19 protein-coding genes are annotated in these 16,746 nt (G+C 44.6%); 15 read left to right on the top strand and 4 right to left on the bottom strand.

The window, feature by feature from the left end; translation table 11 throughout:
- Positions 1 to 26: 26 nt before the first annotated feature.
- From MHH92_RS19200 to MHH92_RS19165, 8 genes are all read left to right on the top strand, one after another.
- Entirely contained in the window at positions 27 to 1,259 is a 1,233-nt protein-coding gene (locus MHH92_RS19200; protein WP_047843581.1) for a bifunctional 3,4-dihydroxy-2-butanone-4-phosphate synthase/GTP cyclohydrolase II, read from the top strand.
- 102 nt (positions 1,260 to 1,361) lie between these two features.
- The gene (gene ribH, locus MHH92_RS19195; RefSeq protein WP_017687651.1) at positions 1,362 to 1,829 is read left to right on the top strand and encodes a 6,7-dimethyl-8-ribityllumazine synthase; all 468 of its coding nucleotides are present in this window, start codon (positions 1,362 to 1,364) and stop codon (positions 1,827 to 1,829) included.
- A gap of 104 nt (positions 1,830 to 1,933) precedes the next feature.
- On the top strand, positions 1,934 to 2,734 hold the full coding sequence (locus MHH92_RS19190; RefSeq protein ID WP_076328266.1) for a segregation and condensation protein A: 801 nt from the start codon (positions 1,934 to 1,936) through the stop codon (positions 2,732 to 2,734).
- A complete protein-coding gene (scpB, locus tag MHH92_RS19185) occupies positions 2,703 to 3,359 on the top strand; it encodes an SMC-Scp complex subunit ScpB (protein ID WP_036672307.1) in 657 nt (218 codons plus the stop codon). Before MHH92_RS19190 ends, scpB begins: the two co-directional genes overlap by 32 nt.
- A gap of 190 nt (positions 3,360 to 3,549) precedes the next feature.
- Positions 3,550 to 4,281 (top strand): DUF2953 domain-containing protein, encoded by a 732-nt coding sequence (locus MHH92_RS19180; RefSeq protein ID WP_340905680.1) that lies wholly within the window; start codon positions 3,550 to 3,552, stop codon positions 4,279 to 4,281.
- A 147-nt stretch (positions 4,282 to 4,428) separates the two neighbouring features.
- Positions 4,429 to 4,911, top strand: coding sequence for a GerW family sporulation protein (gene ytfJ, locus MHH92_RS19175; RefSeq protein WP_036607830.1), 483 nt, complete (start codon positions 4,429 to 4,431; stop codon positions 4,909 to 4,911).
- Positions 4,912 to 5,072: 161 nt separating this feature from the next.
- Positions 5,073 to 5,498 carry a phage holin family protein gene (locus MHH92_RS19170; RefSeq protein WP_036607828.1) on the top strand — a complete coding sequence of 142 codons (426 nt, stop codon included), beginning with the start codon at positions 5,073 to 5,075 and terminating at the stop codon, positions 5,496 to 5,498.
- Complete coding sequence (locus tag MHH92_RS19165; protein ID WP_340905677.1) at positions 5,495 to 6,262, top strand: peptidoglycan recognition protein family protein; 768 nt, start codon at positions 5,495 to 5,497, stop codon at positions 6,260 to 6,262. Before MHH92_RS19170 ends, MHH92_RS19165 begins: the two co-directional genes overlap by 4 nt.
- 24 nt (positions 6,263 to 6,286) lie before the next feature.
- Here the strand turns inward: MHH92_RS19165 and MHH92_RS19160 are convergent, their stop codons facing one another.
- The 4 genes from MHH92_RS19160 to MHH92_RS19145 form a co-directional block, all read right to left on the bottom strand.
- Positions 6,287 to 6,475 (bottom strand): hypothetical protein, encoded by a 189-nt coding sequence (locus MHH92_RS19160; RefSeq protein WP_036607825.1) that lies wholly within the window; start codon positions 6,473 to 6,475, stop codon positions 6,287 to 6,289.
- Positions 6,476 to 6,656: 181 nt separating this feature from the next.
- Entirely contained in the window at positions 6,657 to 6,884 is a 228-nt protein-coding gene (locus tag MHH92_RS19155; protein ID WP_036607823.1) for a hypothetical protein, read from the bottom strand.
- A 175-nt stretch (positions 6,885 to 7,059) separates the two neighbouring features.
- Positions 7,060 to 7,329, bottom strand: coding sequence for a hypothetical protein (locus tag MHH92_RS19150; protein WP_036607821.1), 270 nt, complete (start codon positions 7,327 to 7,329; stop codon positions 7,060 to 7,062).
- Between the two features lie 184 nt (positions 7,330 to 7,513).
- Positions 7,514 to 8,254: a GT-D fold domain-containing protein gene (locus MHH92_RS19145; protein ID WP_340905676.1), complete on the bottom strand. Its 741-nt coding sequence runs from the start codon at positions 8,252 to 8,254 to the stop codon at positions 7,514 to 7,516.
- A 190-nt stretch (positions 8,255 to 8,444) separates the two neighbouring features.
- Between MHH92_RS19145 and MHH92_RS19140 the strand changes: the two genes are divergently transcribed.
- The 7 genes from MHH92_RS19140 (at position 8,445) to MHH92_RS19110 (ending at position 16,733) form a co-directional block, all read left to right on the top strand.
- Entirely contained in the window at positions 8,445 to 9,104 is a 660-nt protein-coding gene (locus MHH92_RS19140) for a glycosyltransferase family 2 protein (RefSeq protein WP_340905674.1), read from the top strand.
- Positions 9,082 to 10,173 (top strand): glycosyltransferase, encoded by a 1,092-nt coding sequence (locus MHH92_RS19135; protein ID WP_340905671.1) that lies wholly within the window; start codon positions 9,082 to 9,084, stop codon positions 10,171 to 10,173. Before MHH92_RS19140 ends, MHH92_RS19135 begins: the two co-directional genes overlap by 23 nt.
- A complete protein-coding gene (locus MHH92_RS19130; RefSeq protein WP_340905669.1) occupies positions 10,157 to 10,798 on the top strand; it encodes a hypothetical protein in 642 nt (213 codons plus the stop codon). Before MHH92_RS19135 ends, MHH92_RS19130 begins: the two co-directional genes overlap by 17 nt.
- 254 nt (positions 10,799 to 11,052) lie before the next feature.
- Entirely contained in the window at positions 11,053 to 11,874 is an 822-nt protein-coding gene (locus MHH92_RS19125; protein ID WP_340905667.1) for a hypothetical protein, read from the top strand.
- A 128-nt stretch (positions 11,875 to 12,002) separates the two neighbouring features.
- Positions 12,003 to 12,482 (top strand): hypothetical protein, encoded by a 480-nt coding sequence (locus MHH92_RS19120; RefSeq protein ID WP_076251155.1) that lies wholly within the window; start codon positions 12,003 to 12,005, stop codon positions 12,480 to 12,482.
- Positions 12,483 to 12,502: 20 nt separating this feature from the next.
- Positions 12,503 to 12,835, top strand: coding sequence for a hypothetical protein (locus MHH92_RS19115; RefSeq protein WP_223199730.1), 333 nt, complete (start codon positions 12,503 to 12,505; stop codon positions 12,833 to 12,835).
- A gap of 67 nt (positions 12,836 to 12,902) precedes the next feature.
- Positions 12,903 to 16,733: a hypothetical protein gene (locus MHH92_RS19110; protein WP_340905663.1), complete on the top strand. Its 3,831-nt coding sequence runs from the start codon at positions 12,903 to 12,905 to the stop codon at positions 16,731 to 16,733.
- Positions 16,734 to 16,746: the final 13 nt, after the last annotated feature.

Raw genomic sequence — 16,746 nt, 5'->3', positions numbered from 1 at the left:
AACAGAAATTAACTGGAGGTGGACCAATGTCAGAACAATCCATTCTGGACACAATAGAAGAAGCCATATATGATCTCATGCGTGGTAAACCCGTCATTGTTGTGGATGATGAAGATCGGGAGAATGAAGGCGATTTTATCGCTTTGGCCGAAAAGGCGACACCTGAAGTCATTAATTTCATGATTACTGAAGGTAGAGGTCTGGTCTGTGTTCCGATTACACAACAACGTGCGGACGAACTTAACCTGAAACCGATGGTTCAACAAAATACGGATTTCCATGGAACAGCCTTCACCGTCTCTGTGGACCACAAAGATACGACAACAGGTATCTCGGCACATGAACGCTCTATTACTGTGAAAGGTCTGATCGATCCTGAGGCGAAAGCCGGGGACTTCCGTAAGCCTGGTCACATGTTCCCGCTGATTGCAAAAGACGGCGGTGTACTTCGGCGTGCCGGACATACGGAAGCGGCTGTAGATCTCGCTATCATGTGTGGGTCCTACCCTGCCGGCGTTATCTGTGAAGTGATTAAGGAAGATGGCACGATGGCCAGACTTCCGGATCTGCAGGAGATTGCCCGCAAACATGATCTGAAGCTGATCAGTATTCAGGACATGATTCGTTACCGTAACGAAAAAGAGCAGCTGGTTCAACGTGAAGTAGCTGTGCGTATGCCAACGGACTTTGGTGAGTTTCAAGCGGTGGCTTATACAAACGCTGTGGACAATAAGGAACATGTGGCTCTGGTCAAAGGAGAGATTGATGGTTCCAAACCCGTACTTGTACGTGTGCACTCTGAATGTTTGACAGGTGATGTATTCCATTCGCATCGTTGTGACTGTGGTCCGCAGTTTGATGCGGCACTCAAACAGATTCACGAGGAAGGCAATGGTGTACTGCTTTATATGAGACAAGAGGGTCGGGGTATTGGCCTGATCAACAAACTCAAAGCCTATAAGCTGCAAGAGGAAGGTATGGATACTGTTGATGCAAACCTGAGTTTGGGCTTTGCTGCTGACTTGCGTGATTACGGAATTGGCGCTCAAATTCTGAAAGACCTTGGGGTTCGTCAGATCAGACTGCTAACTAACAACCCTCGTAAAATTAAAGGTCTTGAAGGATATGGACTTGAAGTCGTAGAGCGTGTCGCGATCCAGATGGAGGAGAACGAGGACAATACGGTTTATCTTCATACGAAGCAAGCCAAGCTGGGGCATATGCTCAAGTTTGATGATATCGAGCAAAACGAAAAGTAAATATATTTTAGATGAACAATGTTCACCATGTAATTTATGGAAGAGATTAATTAGGAATTTCCGTTACTTACATTACATTATACCGTTAGGGAGATGACTTGAATGCCACAATTTTTTGAAGGACATTTAGTTTCAGAAGGATCACGATATGGAGTTGTCGTTGGACGTTTCAACGAATTCATTACCAGTAAATTGCTTAGCGCAGCGCTCGATGCATTCAAACGTCACGGCGTTCAGGATGATGAAGTGGATGTAGCCTGGGTTCCAGGTGCGTTCGAAATCCCTTTGATTGCGCAGAAAATGGCAGAGAGCGGCAAGTATGATGCGGTAATTACCTTGGGAACTGTCATTCGTGGATCCACTACGCATTACGATTATGTGTGCAACGAGATGGCTAAAGGGGTAGCAGCAATTAACCTGAAAACTGGCGTGCCTACGATCTTTGGACTGGTTACAACAGAAAATATTGAACAAGCGATTGAACGTGCCGGAACCAAGGCAGGTAACAAAGGTTGGGATGCAGCTACGGCGGCAATTGAGATGGCAAACTTGACGAAACAGCTAAAATAGTGCTTATTTAATAGTAGTGCCCTGCTTTGCGCAGACGAACACGGGAAACCGGATTCGGACGGCTTAGCAGGGTTTTGTATTTTTCTGGCGGGAGGATTCGTCTAGTGACGGTAGTTACATACAAACTGGAGACTTTTGAAGGGCCTTTGGATCTGCTGCTTCATCTGATTGATAAGGCTGAAATTCATATCCAGGATATTCCCATCAGCGATATTACCGATCAATACATGGCGTATCTGCATTCGATGCAGGAACTGGAACTGGATATTACGAGTGAATTTCTGGTTATGGCAGCAACACTGCTGTCGATCAAGAGCAAACTTTTATTGCCCAAACCACCGGTCATTGAGGACTTCGAGGATTATGATTTTATGGAAGAAGAAGATTATGATCCACGTGCAGAGCTGATTGCACGTCTGATAGAATATCGCAAGTACAAGGGAATTGCGCGTCATCTTCATGAACGGGAGTGGGAACGCAGCCTTATATTTTCCAAAGAGCCCGAGGATCTGCGCCCCTATATGCCCGTAGAAGCCCAATCGAACCCGGTTGAGGGTTTACACACCTCTGACCTGATTGCAGCATTTCAGAAGGCGCTACGCAAGGCTGAGAAGCGTACAACTGTAACCCGGATCAAACGGGATGAGATTTCGGTTAAGGACCGGATACGGGATGTCATCGGCGCTTTGGAAAGTATGGGGCCGGGAGGCAGACTGTTATTCTCCAAGTTGATGGATGAGCATATCTATCGCCATGAGATTGTTGTCACTTTTCTGGCGGTGCTGGAACTGATGAAGATGAAGCAGATTGTCTGTTATCAGGAACGGATGTTTGAGGATATCGTTATGGAGTGGAGAGGGGAAACAAAGAATCATGGATTTTCCGAAATTGAAATCGATTATTGAAGGCCTGCTGTTTTTGTCCGGAGAAGAAGGTCTGAGTATCAAACAAATCGCCGAGATCGTCGACCAGCGAGTGGAGCTTGTAACGGACGCGATTGAGGAGATGATTCATGAATTTTCACAGCAGGGACGAGGTGTACAGATTCTCAAGATCGCTGGTGTAGTACAGTTGGGCACCTTGCCTGACCACGCTGTATATTTCGAGAAACTGGCATACTCTCCCGCGCGTACGTCCTTATCCCAAGCGGCTCTGGAGACGCTGGCTATTGTAGCGTACCGGCAGCCCATTACACGGGTAGAGATTGAGGAAATCCGCGGGGTAAAATCGGAGCGTGCCATCCATACGCTTGTGAATAAGGATCTAATTATTGAAGTGGGACGAGCCGAGGCGATCGGACGACCAATTCTGTACGGAACGACCAAGTCGTTCCTGGATTATTTCGGATTGGCTTCAATTAAGGACCTTCCTGAGCCAGGTTTGTTCGAAGATTCGGAAAACCTTGAAGAAGAGACACAACTGTTATTCAACAAACTGGATTTGCAACAACTGGAACCGGAAAGTGCTGATCCGGCGGATGACCTAAGTCATATCGACAACGAAGACGATAATACGGATTCTTCACTCTAATTTTGCAAGCTCATACTAACCGACACCCATCAGTGGAGTCGGTTTTTTTGCGCATTGATTTTAGATAAATGGTGAATAAAACAGTTTCCAAACAAATATCAAATGGGATTTTTAGGTCAGACGTGAATTTTTTCCTATTCAAAGTGCCATACTAGACGAGAAAAGAATTGAGGGCTTGGAGGTAAGGCCTGTGTGGATTTGGCTTGGAGGAATCGGTTTGTTGTTCGCATTGCTGATTGCCGCAGCCCTCATCTCAAATGTTCATGTACATTTTACATTCAGTAAACATAAAAGTGATGATTACGCCAATATTAATGTTCGTCTTCTCTATGGAATTGTGCGGATTAACTATGAGATCCCGAGTATCGTTTTTCGCAATATGAAGGAAGGTTTCTTGGTCAAGACCGAACAATCCATGAATCATTCGAGAGGCGAGGCCCAGGGGAGCGAGCGGGTCAACAAACGCAAAGTCAAAAAGTGGGCTAAAGATGTGAAAATTATGCTTAGGGCAACGGACGCGCTTAAGCTGTGGCTGAAGCAAACACTTACACGCGTACATATGACCCAACTGTCCTGGGCTACCCACATCGGCGTTGGTGATGCAGCATATACAGCGGTGCTGACGGGCTGGCTGTGGAGTATCAAGTCCATTATTATTGGTTTTCTCACCTATCAGATCCGCTTTGATGAAACACCTGTGCTTCAGGTTGTGCCGGTATGGTCCGATGAAATGGAATTTAGAACGGAGCTTGATTTCAGAGTGAAAATTCGGATTACAGCCGTCCTGATCGCTGGAGTTACACTACTCACCCGTGTGCTTCAAGTCGAAGGGGGATGGCGGATGTGGTTTAAGCTTCTTCAGGAACAGCGCCGCAGGCATAAGGAGAAACAAAAGAATAAGCTTAGTGGGACAACAGTATAAAAACCCATCATAGTCGGTCTGTTTTTGGGAAGGTAAGGTTGGGATTTGGTGAGTGTATTTAAAATGCTTATTACATAAGTCCCTTCAAGTTTGGGGATGATATGGTTAGATCAAACCTAGCTTACATTGAAACTGGAGGGAATATAAATGTCAGATCATCCAATTCAAGGCTTAATGGAAACCGCAATGGAAAATATCAAGGCCATGGTGGATGTCAATACAATTGTTGGCGATGCAGTCGAAACACCAGATGGTACCGTGATTCTGCCAATCAGTAAGGTGGGATTCGGATTTGCTGCCGGTGGTAGTGATTTTCACGTTAATGGAGAAAGTAGTGGCAAAAGTGGTGCTACGGGTACCTCTGCTGAACATGCGAGTTCAGCTAAAGTGGCTTCTCCGTTTGGTGGCGGTAGTGGCGGCGGTGTATCCATACGTCCTATTGCGTTCCTGGTGGTAGGTAAACAGGGGGTACACATTGTACCACTCGATAACTCCACACATCTGTTTGAGAAACTCATTGACTCCACCCCTTATGTTCTGGACCGTATTCAAGGCATGTTCCAACGGAATACAACACCAACGAATACAACAGGTGTACCAGTTACACCAGATCCATCAACCTATAGCTGAATCATTTCGTCATGATCCCTCCCGCATCCAAGCGTGAGGGATTTTTGCTGTTTGTATAGCGGATGGTGAGTGTTTTTTCGGAGGTTTCCGTATTGCATGAGACTTATGTCTATGATCCGCCTAACCTAGACATGAAATAGGTTATTAAAGGGGGAACGTTAATGCACAGAGATACCGTGTTTATGGTTTTGTTTGGCTGGCTGCTATCGGCAGTCGTGTATTTGGTAGGAGGAATTGATCACCTGTTTATTGCCGTGACCATCTTTGTGGGGCTGGATTACATCACAGGGGTACTGTCTGCATGGTATAGGAAGGAGTTATCCAGCAGGGTTGGATGGTGGGGGCTTGCTCGTAAGTCATTGACATTTGTTTTTGTCATTATTGCACATCAACTGGATATGGTTGCAGGCAATTCCAATGATTTTATGCGAGATGCAATGTTAATGTTCATCATTGGTACCGAAGGAATCAGTATTTTGGAGAACATGGGGAAACTGGGCCTGCCTGTACCGAAGTTTATCACTTCAGCACTCTTTAAGCTTCGAGGGAATGAAGATCAAGTTGAAGATAAGGAGAAGATGTCATGATACAGATCACCAAGGATTACATACCTGTTAATAAATACAGTCGGGCCGGACTTAAGTTAAAAGCGAAACGTGGAATTGTGATGCATTATACGGCTTCTCCCGGATCGCCCGCGAAGAACATTAGCAAATACTTTGCAAGTTTGGCACAGCAGGATTCCAATAAAGCAGTGAAAGGTCGTTATGCAAGCGCGCACTTCTCGGTAGATCGAACTTCGATATATAACAGTCTACCGGATGATGAACTGGCCTACCACTGCGGGAGTGCAACATACACGAAGGAAGCTATAGCCAAACTTGGGACATATCCTAACAATAGTACAGTGGGCATTGAGATGTGCATTGAAAAGGATGGCAGTATTCATGAAGATACATTTAATAACGTTGTAGACCTCGCGGTATACCTAATCAGGGAACGGGGCTTCCCACCCGTCTTCTTCACACATAAAGAAGTCGTAGGATGGAAGGAATGCCCGCTGCCATGGATTAAACAACCAGGGGAATATGAAAGATTTAAGCAAGCAGTACATATAAAATTAAACCCACTACAAGAAGTAGCAGTCACGGAGGATGATGATATGAATACGGTTCTGGATTATGCACAATGGGCCTGGAATGAACTTGATCAGTACATTGGAGATGCCTACAACGACAAGGTGATTGAAGATTGGGCATGGGTAGAGAAGGTACGCAAGAAGAAGTTAACCTATGGAGAGTTGCTGTTACTGAAGGTTTTAATTGATGAGCGCAGACGTAAAAAGTCCTGACCCAAAGTACATCTCAGATAGGGGTTATGCTTGTCTGCTGGTTAACCAGGAGTTAAAGTGTGCTGGATCTTTCAAAAAATAAAAATGTTGTATAATCACGATATGATCAGGATACTCAAGTTCATATTGGGTCTGAATCGAGGATTCATCGACGACTCCAATAACAGCGAGTTGATTTGTTTCGATCACATGTGTTGGTGTGGGTGAGCTCATACAACCATCCTTTCGTTTATTAAATAAGAGTCAACAGGGGCGATAGAGATGTCCATGGTCCCTAGATGACCTATACGAGGCAGGATGGGGAAGGTTAAGATGATCCGGTTCAAAACGGGTTCAAATTCAAAAAAAAACCAGAACCCCACGTCGAATGTGATGTGGGGTTCTGGTTATGTAACTACTCTTTTGAGAACGTGTCCAGGGCCTCATCTGTAAGATGGAGTTCTGCGAAAGCCCTGCATATCTTTTGGAAAGATCTAATGGTATTTGTCTCGTACAACATCTCAATGGGATCAAAACCTAACATGACAAGCGAATCCACAAGTTCTGTCTGATCTACTTCTGTATGGTGGAGCGCTTCAAGCATGGTTTCAATAACTGCTAAAAATAAAATGGCTTTATTCACTGTCTCGATTGGTGTCCCCTCCTTCGTAATACTACTAGAATAAGCAGAGGAGGACAGAAAATAACGAGAAATTCCAATTTCTCAGTGATGAATCTATTCAATCTAAAAGTGTGGAGAGAATAACTGGTTGTTGTAAATTAAAATCTGATGATAAGCTCTCCCTTTGTATGTAAGATTAAGCTTTTTCGTTTACTTCGTGGAGAATGGAATCAATTAATTCATCATCAATCAGAGTGCTTGCTTTTTCGAGTGCCAATAGAATACCTTGCGGTTGTTCAAAAAAGACTGTAGAGAGAATAGGGGCAACCTCATCTAAATTAATCTTCTCAGCTTTGACCATACTGATCAAGGCAACAACGATCTCATGTCCCTCTACGTTACCTTCCATAAATCTTGTTCGTAAATGAGTTGCTACTATTTCGGTCTTTGACTGCGAGTACGCCATTACATTTCCCTCCAACGGTTTGAATATCTTAGCAGAGCTCCTCTTCATGCAAGTTTAAACCAGGTTAGATTAGGAGTTATCTTAACAATAATAAGGCAGATAGTTTAAATTATCAACAGCTACTAAGTCAATAAAATCGGATTTGGAATCACAGTTTTATCCAGCAAAAAAGACCCGGAGAGGATCATTTCTTGGGTCTGCCTTCCCAATAATCAGGAAATCCGTTGTAATCCCATGCGTTCAGATTTTCGCAGTCGGCTTGAATGGTAACATCTGCTCCGGAACCAAAGTCAACACCTACGGTTTGCAGTTCTTTGGCCTTAATAACCAGTACCTTGCCGGGTGCACCTGCACACACCAAAGCAAGCTTCCACGGTGTCTGTTGGTAGATATTTTCCATTTGTTTGGATGCTGTGCTCACATGAGACCACGAGGGGCAGTCCACCGTTCCCACGATGCTTGTCCACCCGTATCTCCGCTCCAGAACTTCTCGATATTGCTCGGCCTTGGCTCCGCAGATCAGAATAGGCATGGTCTTGAATGTTTCGTAGAATAACTTGAATCGGGCGATGTAATTATTCTCAAAAGCATAGAAGGTCTCTCTGGGCTCAACTTTGTAATATTCAAGGCACATATCGAATAACGGCTTGAAATACCAGTGATCTGTCTGGATCAGATGTCCGACGTAATCCGCTTTTCGCAGGCAGTGTACGATAATTTCTCTCGCACTTGCATTGGGTAAGGTTATCCCGCAATAGGTAGGGTCGTTCAACCAGCCGTAATGAGACTTGATGAAATCCATAGTCAGAACGGTATCGTGGGCCAGAATGGTGTTGGAAGCATCCCCAAATCGAACAGAAGCATGGGCTTCTCCATCAGAGGCCATTTGGAACCAGTTGTGGATTAATTCTACACTCCCCAGCATGCAGGTCACCTTCTTTCCATGTGTGAATAATGGTTTCTTTGGTATACATATTCATCAACTCCTTCTGTACTAGAATAGGAAAAATGCTGCGTTCTCTCTCTTCTTTTGAGGAATCACTCCTTTTTTGTTCCACGTGCGAAGGTTATTGAGGAACAGTCTAGACTATGTAAAAAGGGAGAGGGGATGGACTGTGAAAAACGTATTTATAGGTAGTCCTGTACGAAACCGGGCTTGGATTATGGAACGGCACTTGCAATCACTTGAGCAACAAGCAGTGCAGAAGCATTATATGTACATCCTGAATGATAGTGAAGATCAGACGGAGCATATCCTTGATTGTCATCAGATTCCTTATCTGACTCATAATCTGGGGAGAACATATGGTCATATACGTGGACAATATTCCTATCACAACCTGGCGTTGTTGAGGAATATGCTTCTGGATGAGTTTCTGAAATCGGACTGTGATTATCTGTTCTCAATTGATACGGATATCATCATTCCTGAGGGTAGCCTACGGCAGTTAATGGATAATGACAAAGATATATGCGCAATGCTTATACGGAATCACCCAAAATTGAAGGCTCATAATTCCATGAGCGGCGGAAAACATATACCTGAATTCAAAGCGGGTTTGTTCCAGGTAGAACTGACAGGTGCCGTATATTTGATTAAGCGTGAAGTGATCGAAGCAGGGGTTCGATATGGTTCCCATCCAACAGGTGAAGATGCACCATTTTGTGAGCAAGCTAGAAGATTGGGGTTTGAACTGTTTGTAGATACTCGGTTGCGTCCCGTTCATGCCTATGCGGAAGGGGTGGAGTTGATTGCTCAATTGGCTGCTTCGTAGAAAACAACGAGAAAATCCGGTTTTTGAAAGTATAGAAATGACCATTGTCTACCCGCCCGCACTTGACTGGAACCTCTTGTTCCAACGTCCTCAGCAATTGATGACCGCCTTCTCTAATATTCCAGGTATACGGGCTATCTTTATCAATGAAGAAACCTACAGAAAGCAGACCCGCCCGATTGAAAAGTTAAATGAGGATCTGTTCCTTGTGCAAAAAGGCGTGAACTACGATCACCTGGTCAAAGGAAAGAAGGTACTCTGGTTCTCGAATCCAGGTCAGTACAATTATTCGGATGGACGGAAGTTTGATTTTACCGTATTTGATTACCTTGATAATTCGGCTGATGAGTTTGCTGTGTGGAAATCCTACATCCCGAAATGTTTTGACCGTGCAGATCTTATTGCGACGACTGCGAAGGTGATGTACGAGGCACATAAACATGACGGCAAACCAATCTTTATGTGCCCTAACGGGGCAGATTACCAACATTTTGAGAAAGCGCGGACAATTCTGCCCAAACCGGCGGACTTCCCCGATGTTCATGATGGGCAAAAGATTGTGGGTTTCCACGGTGCAATGGCATCGTGGGTGGATTATTCGCTGATTACCGCTATTGCAGATAAAGGTTATCGTGTTGTTTTGATTGGAAACAATGCCCTCTATCAAAAAAATATTGTGCATCCCAGTGTGACTTGTCTTCCGCACAAAGATTATAAAGTGCTTCCCGCCTACATTGCTCAATTCGATGTCTGTATCGTGCCATTCAAGCTGACAGAGATGATCCGGGGCTGCGATCCGATCAAGTATTATGAATATTTGTCTGCGGGCAAACCTGTGTTGACGACGCGTATGGAGGAAATTGTTCATAAGTACAGCGATGTAACTTACTTTATGAATCAGCATAATTGCGGGGTGATGTTGGAGAAAGCGATTCGTGAGAATAGTGCTTCCAAAATTGCGGCAAGAGTAAGGGTGGCTAAGTCTAATAGTTGGGATGGCAGGGCAATGGATGCCGTGAAGATGATTAATCAGGTCATAGGAGGTATGAGAAATGAAAAAGATATTTAAACGAATGTTTGGTAGCCAATCGACTTCACCACCGACAATTGAGCTTGAAGAAATAGAGATTGACGCGACGGAGTTCAATGTTACGACATACACTCCAAACATGGATACAACGATTGTATATCTGCCTGCGATCGATTTCCATAGTGAACGATTCGGGCGTCGACCACAACGGCTGTTAAAAGCACTCGCGGAAGTAGGCTACAATGTAATATATATCAACTCCAGTGATGAGTTCTATCAGGTAGATGCCTTAGAGTATCCCCATCCGGAGCTTCCAAACTTTGTCGTAGCCCGTGTGGGCCATAATGTCCGTACGCTGTTTCAAGGTGATCGCGTAATCTATTGGGTGAACGATAGCCGGCTGGCAAGTTCTGTCGAGACAGCCTATCCTGATCTAGTCGTATTTGATTCGTTGACCGATCCGGATCAGTACGAGAAGCACAAACACAAGATGGAAGCTGTTGCTGACGTTGTCTTCATTACACCTGAGAGAATCTATGAGCATGGCAAATACTGCTCGCATGTTCATCTGGTTACTGCCGATGAATTTGAGATCAAAGAACGTGCGGAACAGGTAGCGCAAATTATAGATGCTTTGCCAAACAGAACGGCCCCTCTAATGTAGGGGTCTTTTCTTTGATCGTATATAGGCCTTTTCCTTTTCCAAAGATGACGGGGGGCTAATCGTGCTTCAGTATATTTCGTTTACATTATCGTTAGGGATTGAAGATAGCGTTCTACACTATAAAAAGCAGAGACGGCGAACAGCCAGACGGATTAAAGAAGGATCTCCCGATCATCAAGTCCTTTAACCTGATCCCGGCTTAAGCAAGTCTCCGTAGCTAAAAATACATACTATCCTAAGGAGTGGACTGTTCAATGGCTAAAAAAATGATTATCAAAGGTGTAGGTACGTTTATGGCTAAACGCCTTCCAAAAGATCCGATGGGCGAAATTGAGGTAGTTACCCTGGGTACCCTGCAAGATCTGAAAATTGACCTTAACGTGGAGCTTGAGGACATCTTTGGTGGTGACGGTCTGTTCGCCATTGATGTACTGGTGAAGTCGAAATCGATCGAAGTATCGGCAACAGATGCCAAATTCGATCTGGATGCGATCCAGCTGATGATGGGTTCAACGGTACAAGAGCAAGTGAAGTCTTATGTATGGGTGCTGAATGAGCAGTCTACAGTGGCTGCAGGCGTATCCAATTCTGGCTTTGCTGAAGCCAAGCCAAAATATGCAAGTAAAATCTATGGAAGCAACGGTGGCATCACGGTTCGACTCAAAGATTCCAACACATTGCTGAAACAACTCACTTCGAAAGGAACGGCCGTGGAACCGAATGCATTCTTCTACGACGAAGCGAATGGTGTAGTTATCCTGAATGCTGTCCATATCGAAAAAGAGATTGTGCTGAACTACAAACGTGAAGAAACTGTAGACATGGTTGACCTGTTGGTTGACGAAGTACCATTCCCAATCTCTGTCGTTCATCACGGGACGTTCCAGCAAAAAGATGGTACGTATGCAGGGGTTGAAACCGAGTTGTACATGTGCCGTGCAAAAGGTACATTCAGCATCAATGCCCAGCGCGCTGCCGCTTCTGCATCTGCAATCTCCTTGCAGATTCTTGATCCTGAACGTGCTGACGGAAAAATCGGCAGTATCAAACGCTTCAGCGCACCAAGCAAGATCTAATATCTAAATAAGGTTGATTGCTCCTGGCAAGGTATCAAACGGCATCTGTGTCCTCCCCTTCACAGAGCCTTGCCTTGCCAGGTTTTTTATTATATGGGGGAGAATGTCCTGGGGAGGTCTTTAAAGTCATGGAAACAGAACAAGAAAAAGCCGAGCGTGAGCTTGCGGAAAAGCTGAATGAGGAAGCGGCGAAACGAATCAAAGATGATCCGGAAAACAAACGGGTGACTCCGGAGGAAGTGGAAGCTGCTGAGCGTGCATTCTTTGAAGATGATGAGATTATTACGCTGCGGGATCGACGGAAATATCGTATTCCGCCATGTAACCTGAAGGATGCCCGCCGTCTGATGAAGTTGCTAAAGACAGTGAATATCGATGCCATTATTCTTAACTTCATTCCGACTGAGAATGATGAACTGGATGAAAAGCGGCAGCAGGATTTATTTGATGTATTGGCAATGGCATTCAAAAACTATCCACATATCGTGACCAAAGATGAGCATGGTGAGTATACCATCAATCGAGAGTATCTGGATGAGTACCTTGATCTGAACACAGCTCGCAAAGTCATTGATATGCTCATTGGACTCAATGGTTTAAAAAAGTAGAACGCACCGAGGGGGAGTCTTTGGAGGGAACCGAAATCCGTGATACGGAAACACAGGAACCCGTTCACTGGGGAGAAATCTTCTTCACCCTCCATAAACACTGTGGGCTGAACAAGTGGGAGATTTGGGAGTACACACTCCCTCAGGTTGCGGAGCTGTGCAAGTCAGCCGAGAAATATATTCAATTTGAGGTTGAACTTATGACAGCACCTCTTCGCATGTTCGGTGGCGGTGGGGGCGAGGAAGTTGAAGAAGATGGGACCGTCAGACGTAAAAGAACCTTCAATGACGAGGATTACACGGAGATATCAGAAGATGATATCGGTATGCTTGCACAAGCGCTCGGAGGATAAGAGAGAGATATCCCGTTTTGCCTAAATGAAGGTAGAACGGGATTTATGCATAAAGGCGGTGATTCTTTTGACTGAAACAGAAGGACAAGGAGATAAACATTCCTTAACACAAGAAATATTAACGGATAAGGATCAATTAACTGGACAAAACGCAGTACTGAAAGAGAGTTCCCCTTCAGGCGTTAGCACACTGATTAGACGAGTGGAGACAATCAGAAGTGATATGCAGTCGCAAATGATTGAAATACTGACTACCGATTTGGAGCACTTTTATCGTGGAGCGTTCAGTGAAATGAAGGATGTGTCTGCAGCTGACTCACAGGGGTTGTTAGACTCCGTGATGAATACGATGAAATATATTTCAGCAGGTGAAACCAAGGGGTATTCATCAACATTACTCAAGAAATCCCTTGACTCGTCGCAGCAGATGGATCAACAGATGAGCCGGGCCGACCAAAATATGGAGCTTAGATCGTCTGGGACAACAAATGACAGTGGGCAATTCAGACAAACCGGAACGGTCAAAAATCTGCAACGAATTGCACTGCAACATGGTATGGATCAGGAAGATGTAGGTCTTGCCTATCGCATTGGTTCTCGTAATTATGATCATTCATCTGAAGCTGTTGCGTTTGCTGAAGAAGTAGCCAAGCTGCATTCAGTGGGCAATATGGATGTAGAACAGACGGCAACAGGTCTGGAAGCTGTTACTCCGGCATGGGGTAGCAGTAGCTTTGATCTGTCCCAAGTCACAGACATGATGATTAGAGCTTCAACGATGTTGGATGTTGGCATTCAGGACTTGATGGATATGATGCGTCAGACCCTTCCAATGGATGGTAACCCTGATGGAACGTTTGCACAAGAGGATGCATTAGCCAACTGGATTAGTAAGGCTGGATTGTTGGTTCAGTCAAAAGGAGATAATCCTCAGCAGGGCTTTGCATCGAATCGAGTTAGATTCGATCTTCTTGCTGAACAAGTGAAGGCTACGGATGCAAACGCGTCGATCCATCAGCGCACAGGTAGTAGAGACAACCTTCAATTCCGACAACGAGAGATCGAAATCGCTTTTCAGATTGCAACACATGAGGCGATGCAAGGGTTGAAAGAGGAATTTGCCGAGCTGGGCGATTATCTTATCGCAGTCATGCGGTTAATTGGAGATCGTACGGGTGGCATTGTTGATCATATGGAATTGCTTAACCGAATTATGGATGAAGTCGGAGTTCAGGTTGCGTGGGATAAGTTCGGTGAAGTGATGAATGAAGGCGATCAGAAGCGATACAGTGCTACGAATGCGGATCCAGGGAAAGTCGAAAATACGGGGAGCGATGTTCCAGAGCCACTTCGAGTCACGGATGTGCAACGTGCTGGTGTAGCGCAGGAAATGGGCAGACAGCAGAGTCGTCTACAGACTCTGGATCATCGAAGAACAGAAATTCAAAGTAGGGCCGTAGCCAAGCAAGATGATGTAATTCAGGCTCGGACTACCCGAGATCAACAACATGAAATGTACAATCAGGCTATACAAGATGGGAATACAATGGCGTCTTCCATTCATGCGGAAGAACGTGACGAAGCTGAGAAGCGAGTCAAAACGTATAGTCGAGAACTTCTTTTGTTGCGAGAAGAAATGCATTCTCTCGATATTCAGATCGCGAAGACGAAGCGAAGTCTTGAGTTTCTAGGCCAAGAACTAGATGACACGAGTAGAGCAATGATGCAACTTGAACACCGAGCTAGAGTGTTGATGATGGCGATGGATGACATGGACCTCGATGCGGTTGAACTACGAAATAAGTTATATTTTCTAAACGCTGAGTTTCAATACGGTTCAACCGATATTCAACGGTACGAATCGGAGATCCAGAAGCTACGTAAGCAGTCAGCTCTATTGAATGACGTTCTCTCCACATTGAGAAACGAAGTCAATGAGTTAAACGCCTCTTTTAGAAAGGGCATGATCGATGCTACAGCATACATATCCAAACTGAAGGAACTCGAACAGGTTCAGCTCGCGAGTATGATGAGTGGTCCAGGAGGATTTCTAGTTGTTCCAGGAGCAGGAGGCGTGGAATCTCCTGTTAAGGATGACAAGAAAGAATCCAAAAACAAAACCTTTGTAGCTCGTCATGAAGACCTGATCAAAGATGTCATGAAAGACGCGATAATGGATGAATTCAATCCGGGGGGCGACTCGAAGAAAGGGAATAAAAATACACCCAAAAGGGGCCTTCTTTCCAGGTTTAAGGATATGAAAGACACAGGCAATCGCAAAGCATTTTTTGACAGCAATGCCCCAATGCGTAATAAAGATGGAAATATTCTTCGAGATAGACAAGGTAATTCGATTACTCAGCGTGACATCAATGCGGAGCAAGCTGCCCGTGGGATTAAAACACCCGGAAAATTTTCGAAATTAGTCAAATCCGGCGGGAGATTATTGAGGCCTTTAAAAGCTGTACCAGCACTTGGGTTAGCGATGACCGCTATGGATGTCGTCTCTGGTCTTGTCGATCCATTGAACAATATGGGTAAGTCAGAAGCGGAGAAGCAGAGTATTCGCGCTACCAATAAGGAAGAGTTGGCCAAAGATTTCAAGGATATGGAGCAGTCATCTTTTGTAGGGAAAGTGTGGAAAGGGTTAAACCTGGGGATGGATGCCGCTGTATCCGGCACAATGAGTTCAATATTCGGAAACAATGCTACCAATAACAAGTTCGGGGATTACTGGAAGGGATTTAAGGCGGTTTGGAGTGAAGATGGCGGAGATGCAGTTGAGAAGAAACTGGGCAAGGAATACAACTACAAGCAGGAGAAAAAAGAAGCCCAGATTCAAATGGATAAAGAGTCTGGAAAACCCCCTGGGGACAACAAACAACAACAACCACAGATACAATACATTCAACCTCAAATGCAGTATATTCCTGCTGCGGGCGGAATAGGAACTATTGCTAACGGTTATAGACCTCAGCCGCAAAGCAACGGTATTGATGAAATGATTGCCAAGATTAATCGGCAGCTTAACAAATCAACAAGTGACAACGAAACCAATTACCAAGTCACACGATCCCGTCTGTTGATTAGTGGTGTTCGCGAAGATTCTGGTCAGATGCGTGCGCTAATGGAGAAATATTTGCAAGAGAATATCAAGTTCTTCGATAAGGCCATTGCAAGTTTACAGAAGACGTATGACAAGATGGCTGAAGGTAAAGAGAAAGATGAACTAGGCCTGGAGATCAATGAGAAGAAACAGCAGAAGGCACAGTCAGAACTTGAACTAAGTGGTGTTAAAAACAGTCAAATTGATGAGCTTAGACGCAAGATGAATGATCAGTTTGAGTTGACGCAGTTAGATTATGATAAACGAATGTATGATCTCCTGGCGGCTAATGGGGGTAAGGAAGATGCACCTGAATTAATTGCATTGAACAAATCCCGTGCATCTGAAATGAACTCACAAATAAGTTCGATCAAGCAAGATTGGAATAATTTGCTGAATAGTGGATTGTTTAAACCGGGCACGGATGAATATATGCAGATTTTTAAACAAATCCAGTCATTGGGTGTAGAACAGTCCAAAAATTTGTATGAAATTAGCAAAAAAATGGATAAACCGATATCTTCATTCAACATTCCAGCAGGTCTTAAGGTCATGGATTACTTTGATTACATGACGACAAACAATACACATAAAAGTGTGATGGTTGGTTCGGGTGATGTTACGGTTCATGTGAACATTGATAATATGACAGGCAGCACAAAAGATGTGGAGAGGCTGACATCTACGTTGGATAAAACACTGCGGCAGAACAGCCCGGGTATTGCAAACCGAATGGCCAGCAATGTAGGTGCAAGAATGGGAACTAATCATATCCCTAAATATAGTAGATAAGGAGGAAATCTGA

Source organism: Paenibacillus sp. FSL M7-1414 (assembly GCF_038003195.1).
Lineage (GTDB): Bacteria > Bacillota > Bacilli > Paenibacillales > Paenibacillaceae > Paenibacillus > Paenibacillus amylolyticus.
The sequence above is the reverse complement of the archived record's forward strand: the minus strand, read 5'-3'. Positions and strand labels throughout refer to the sequence as shown.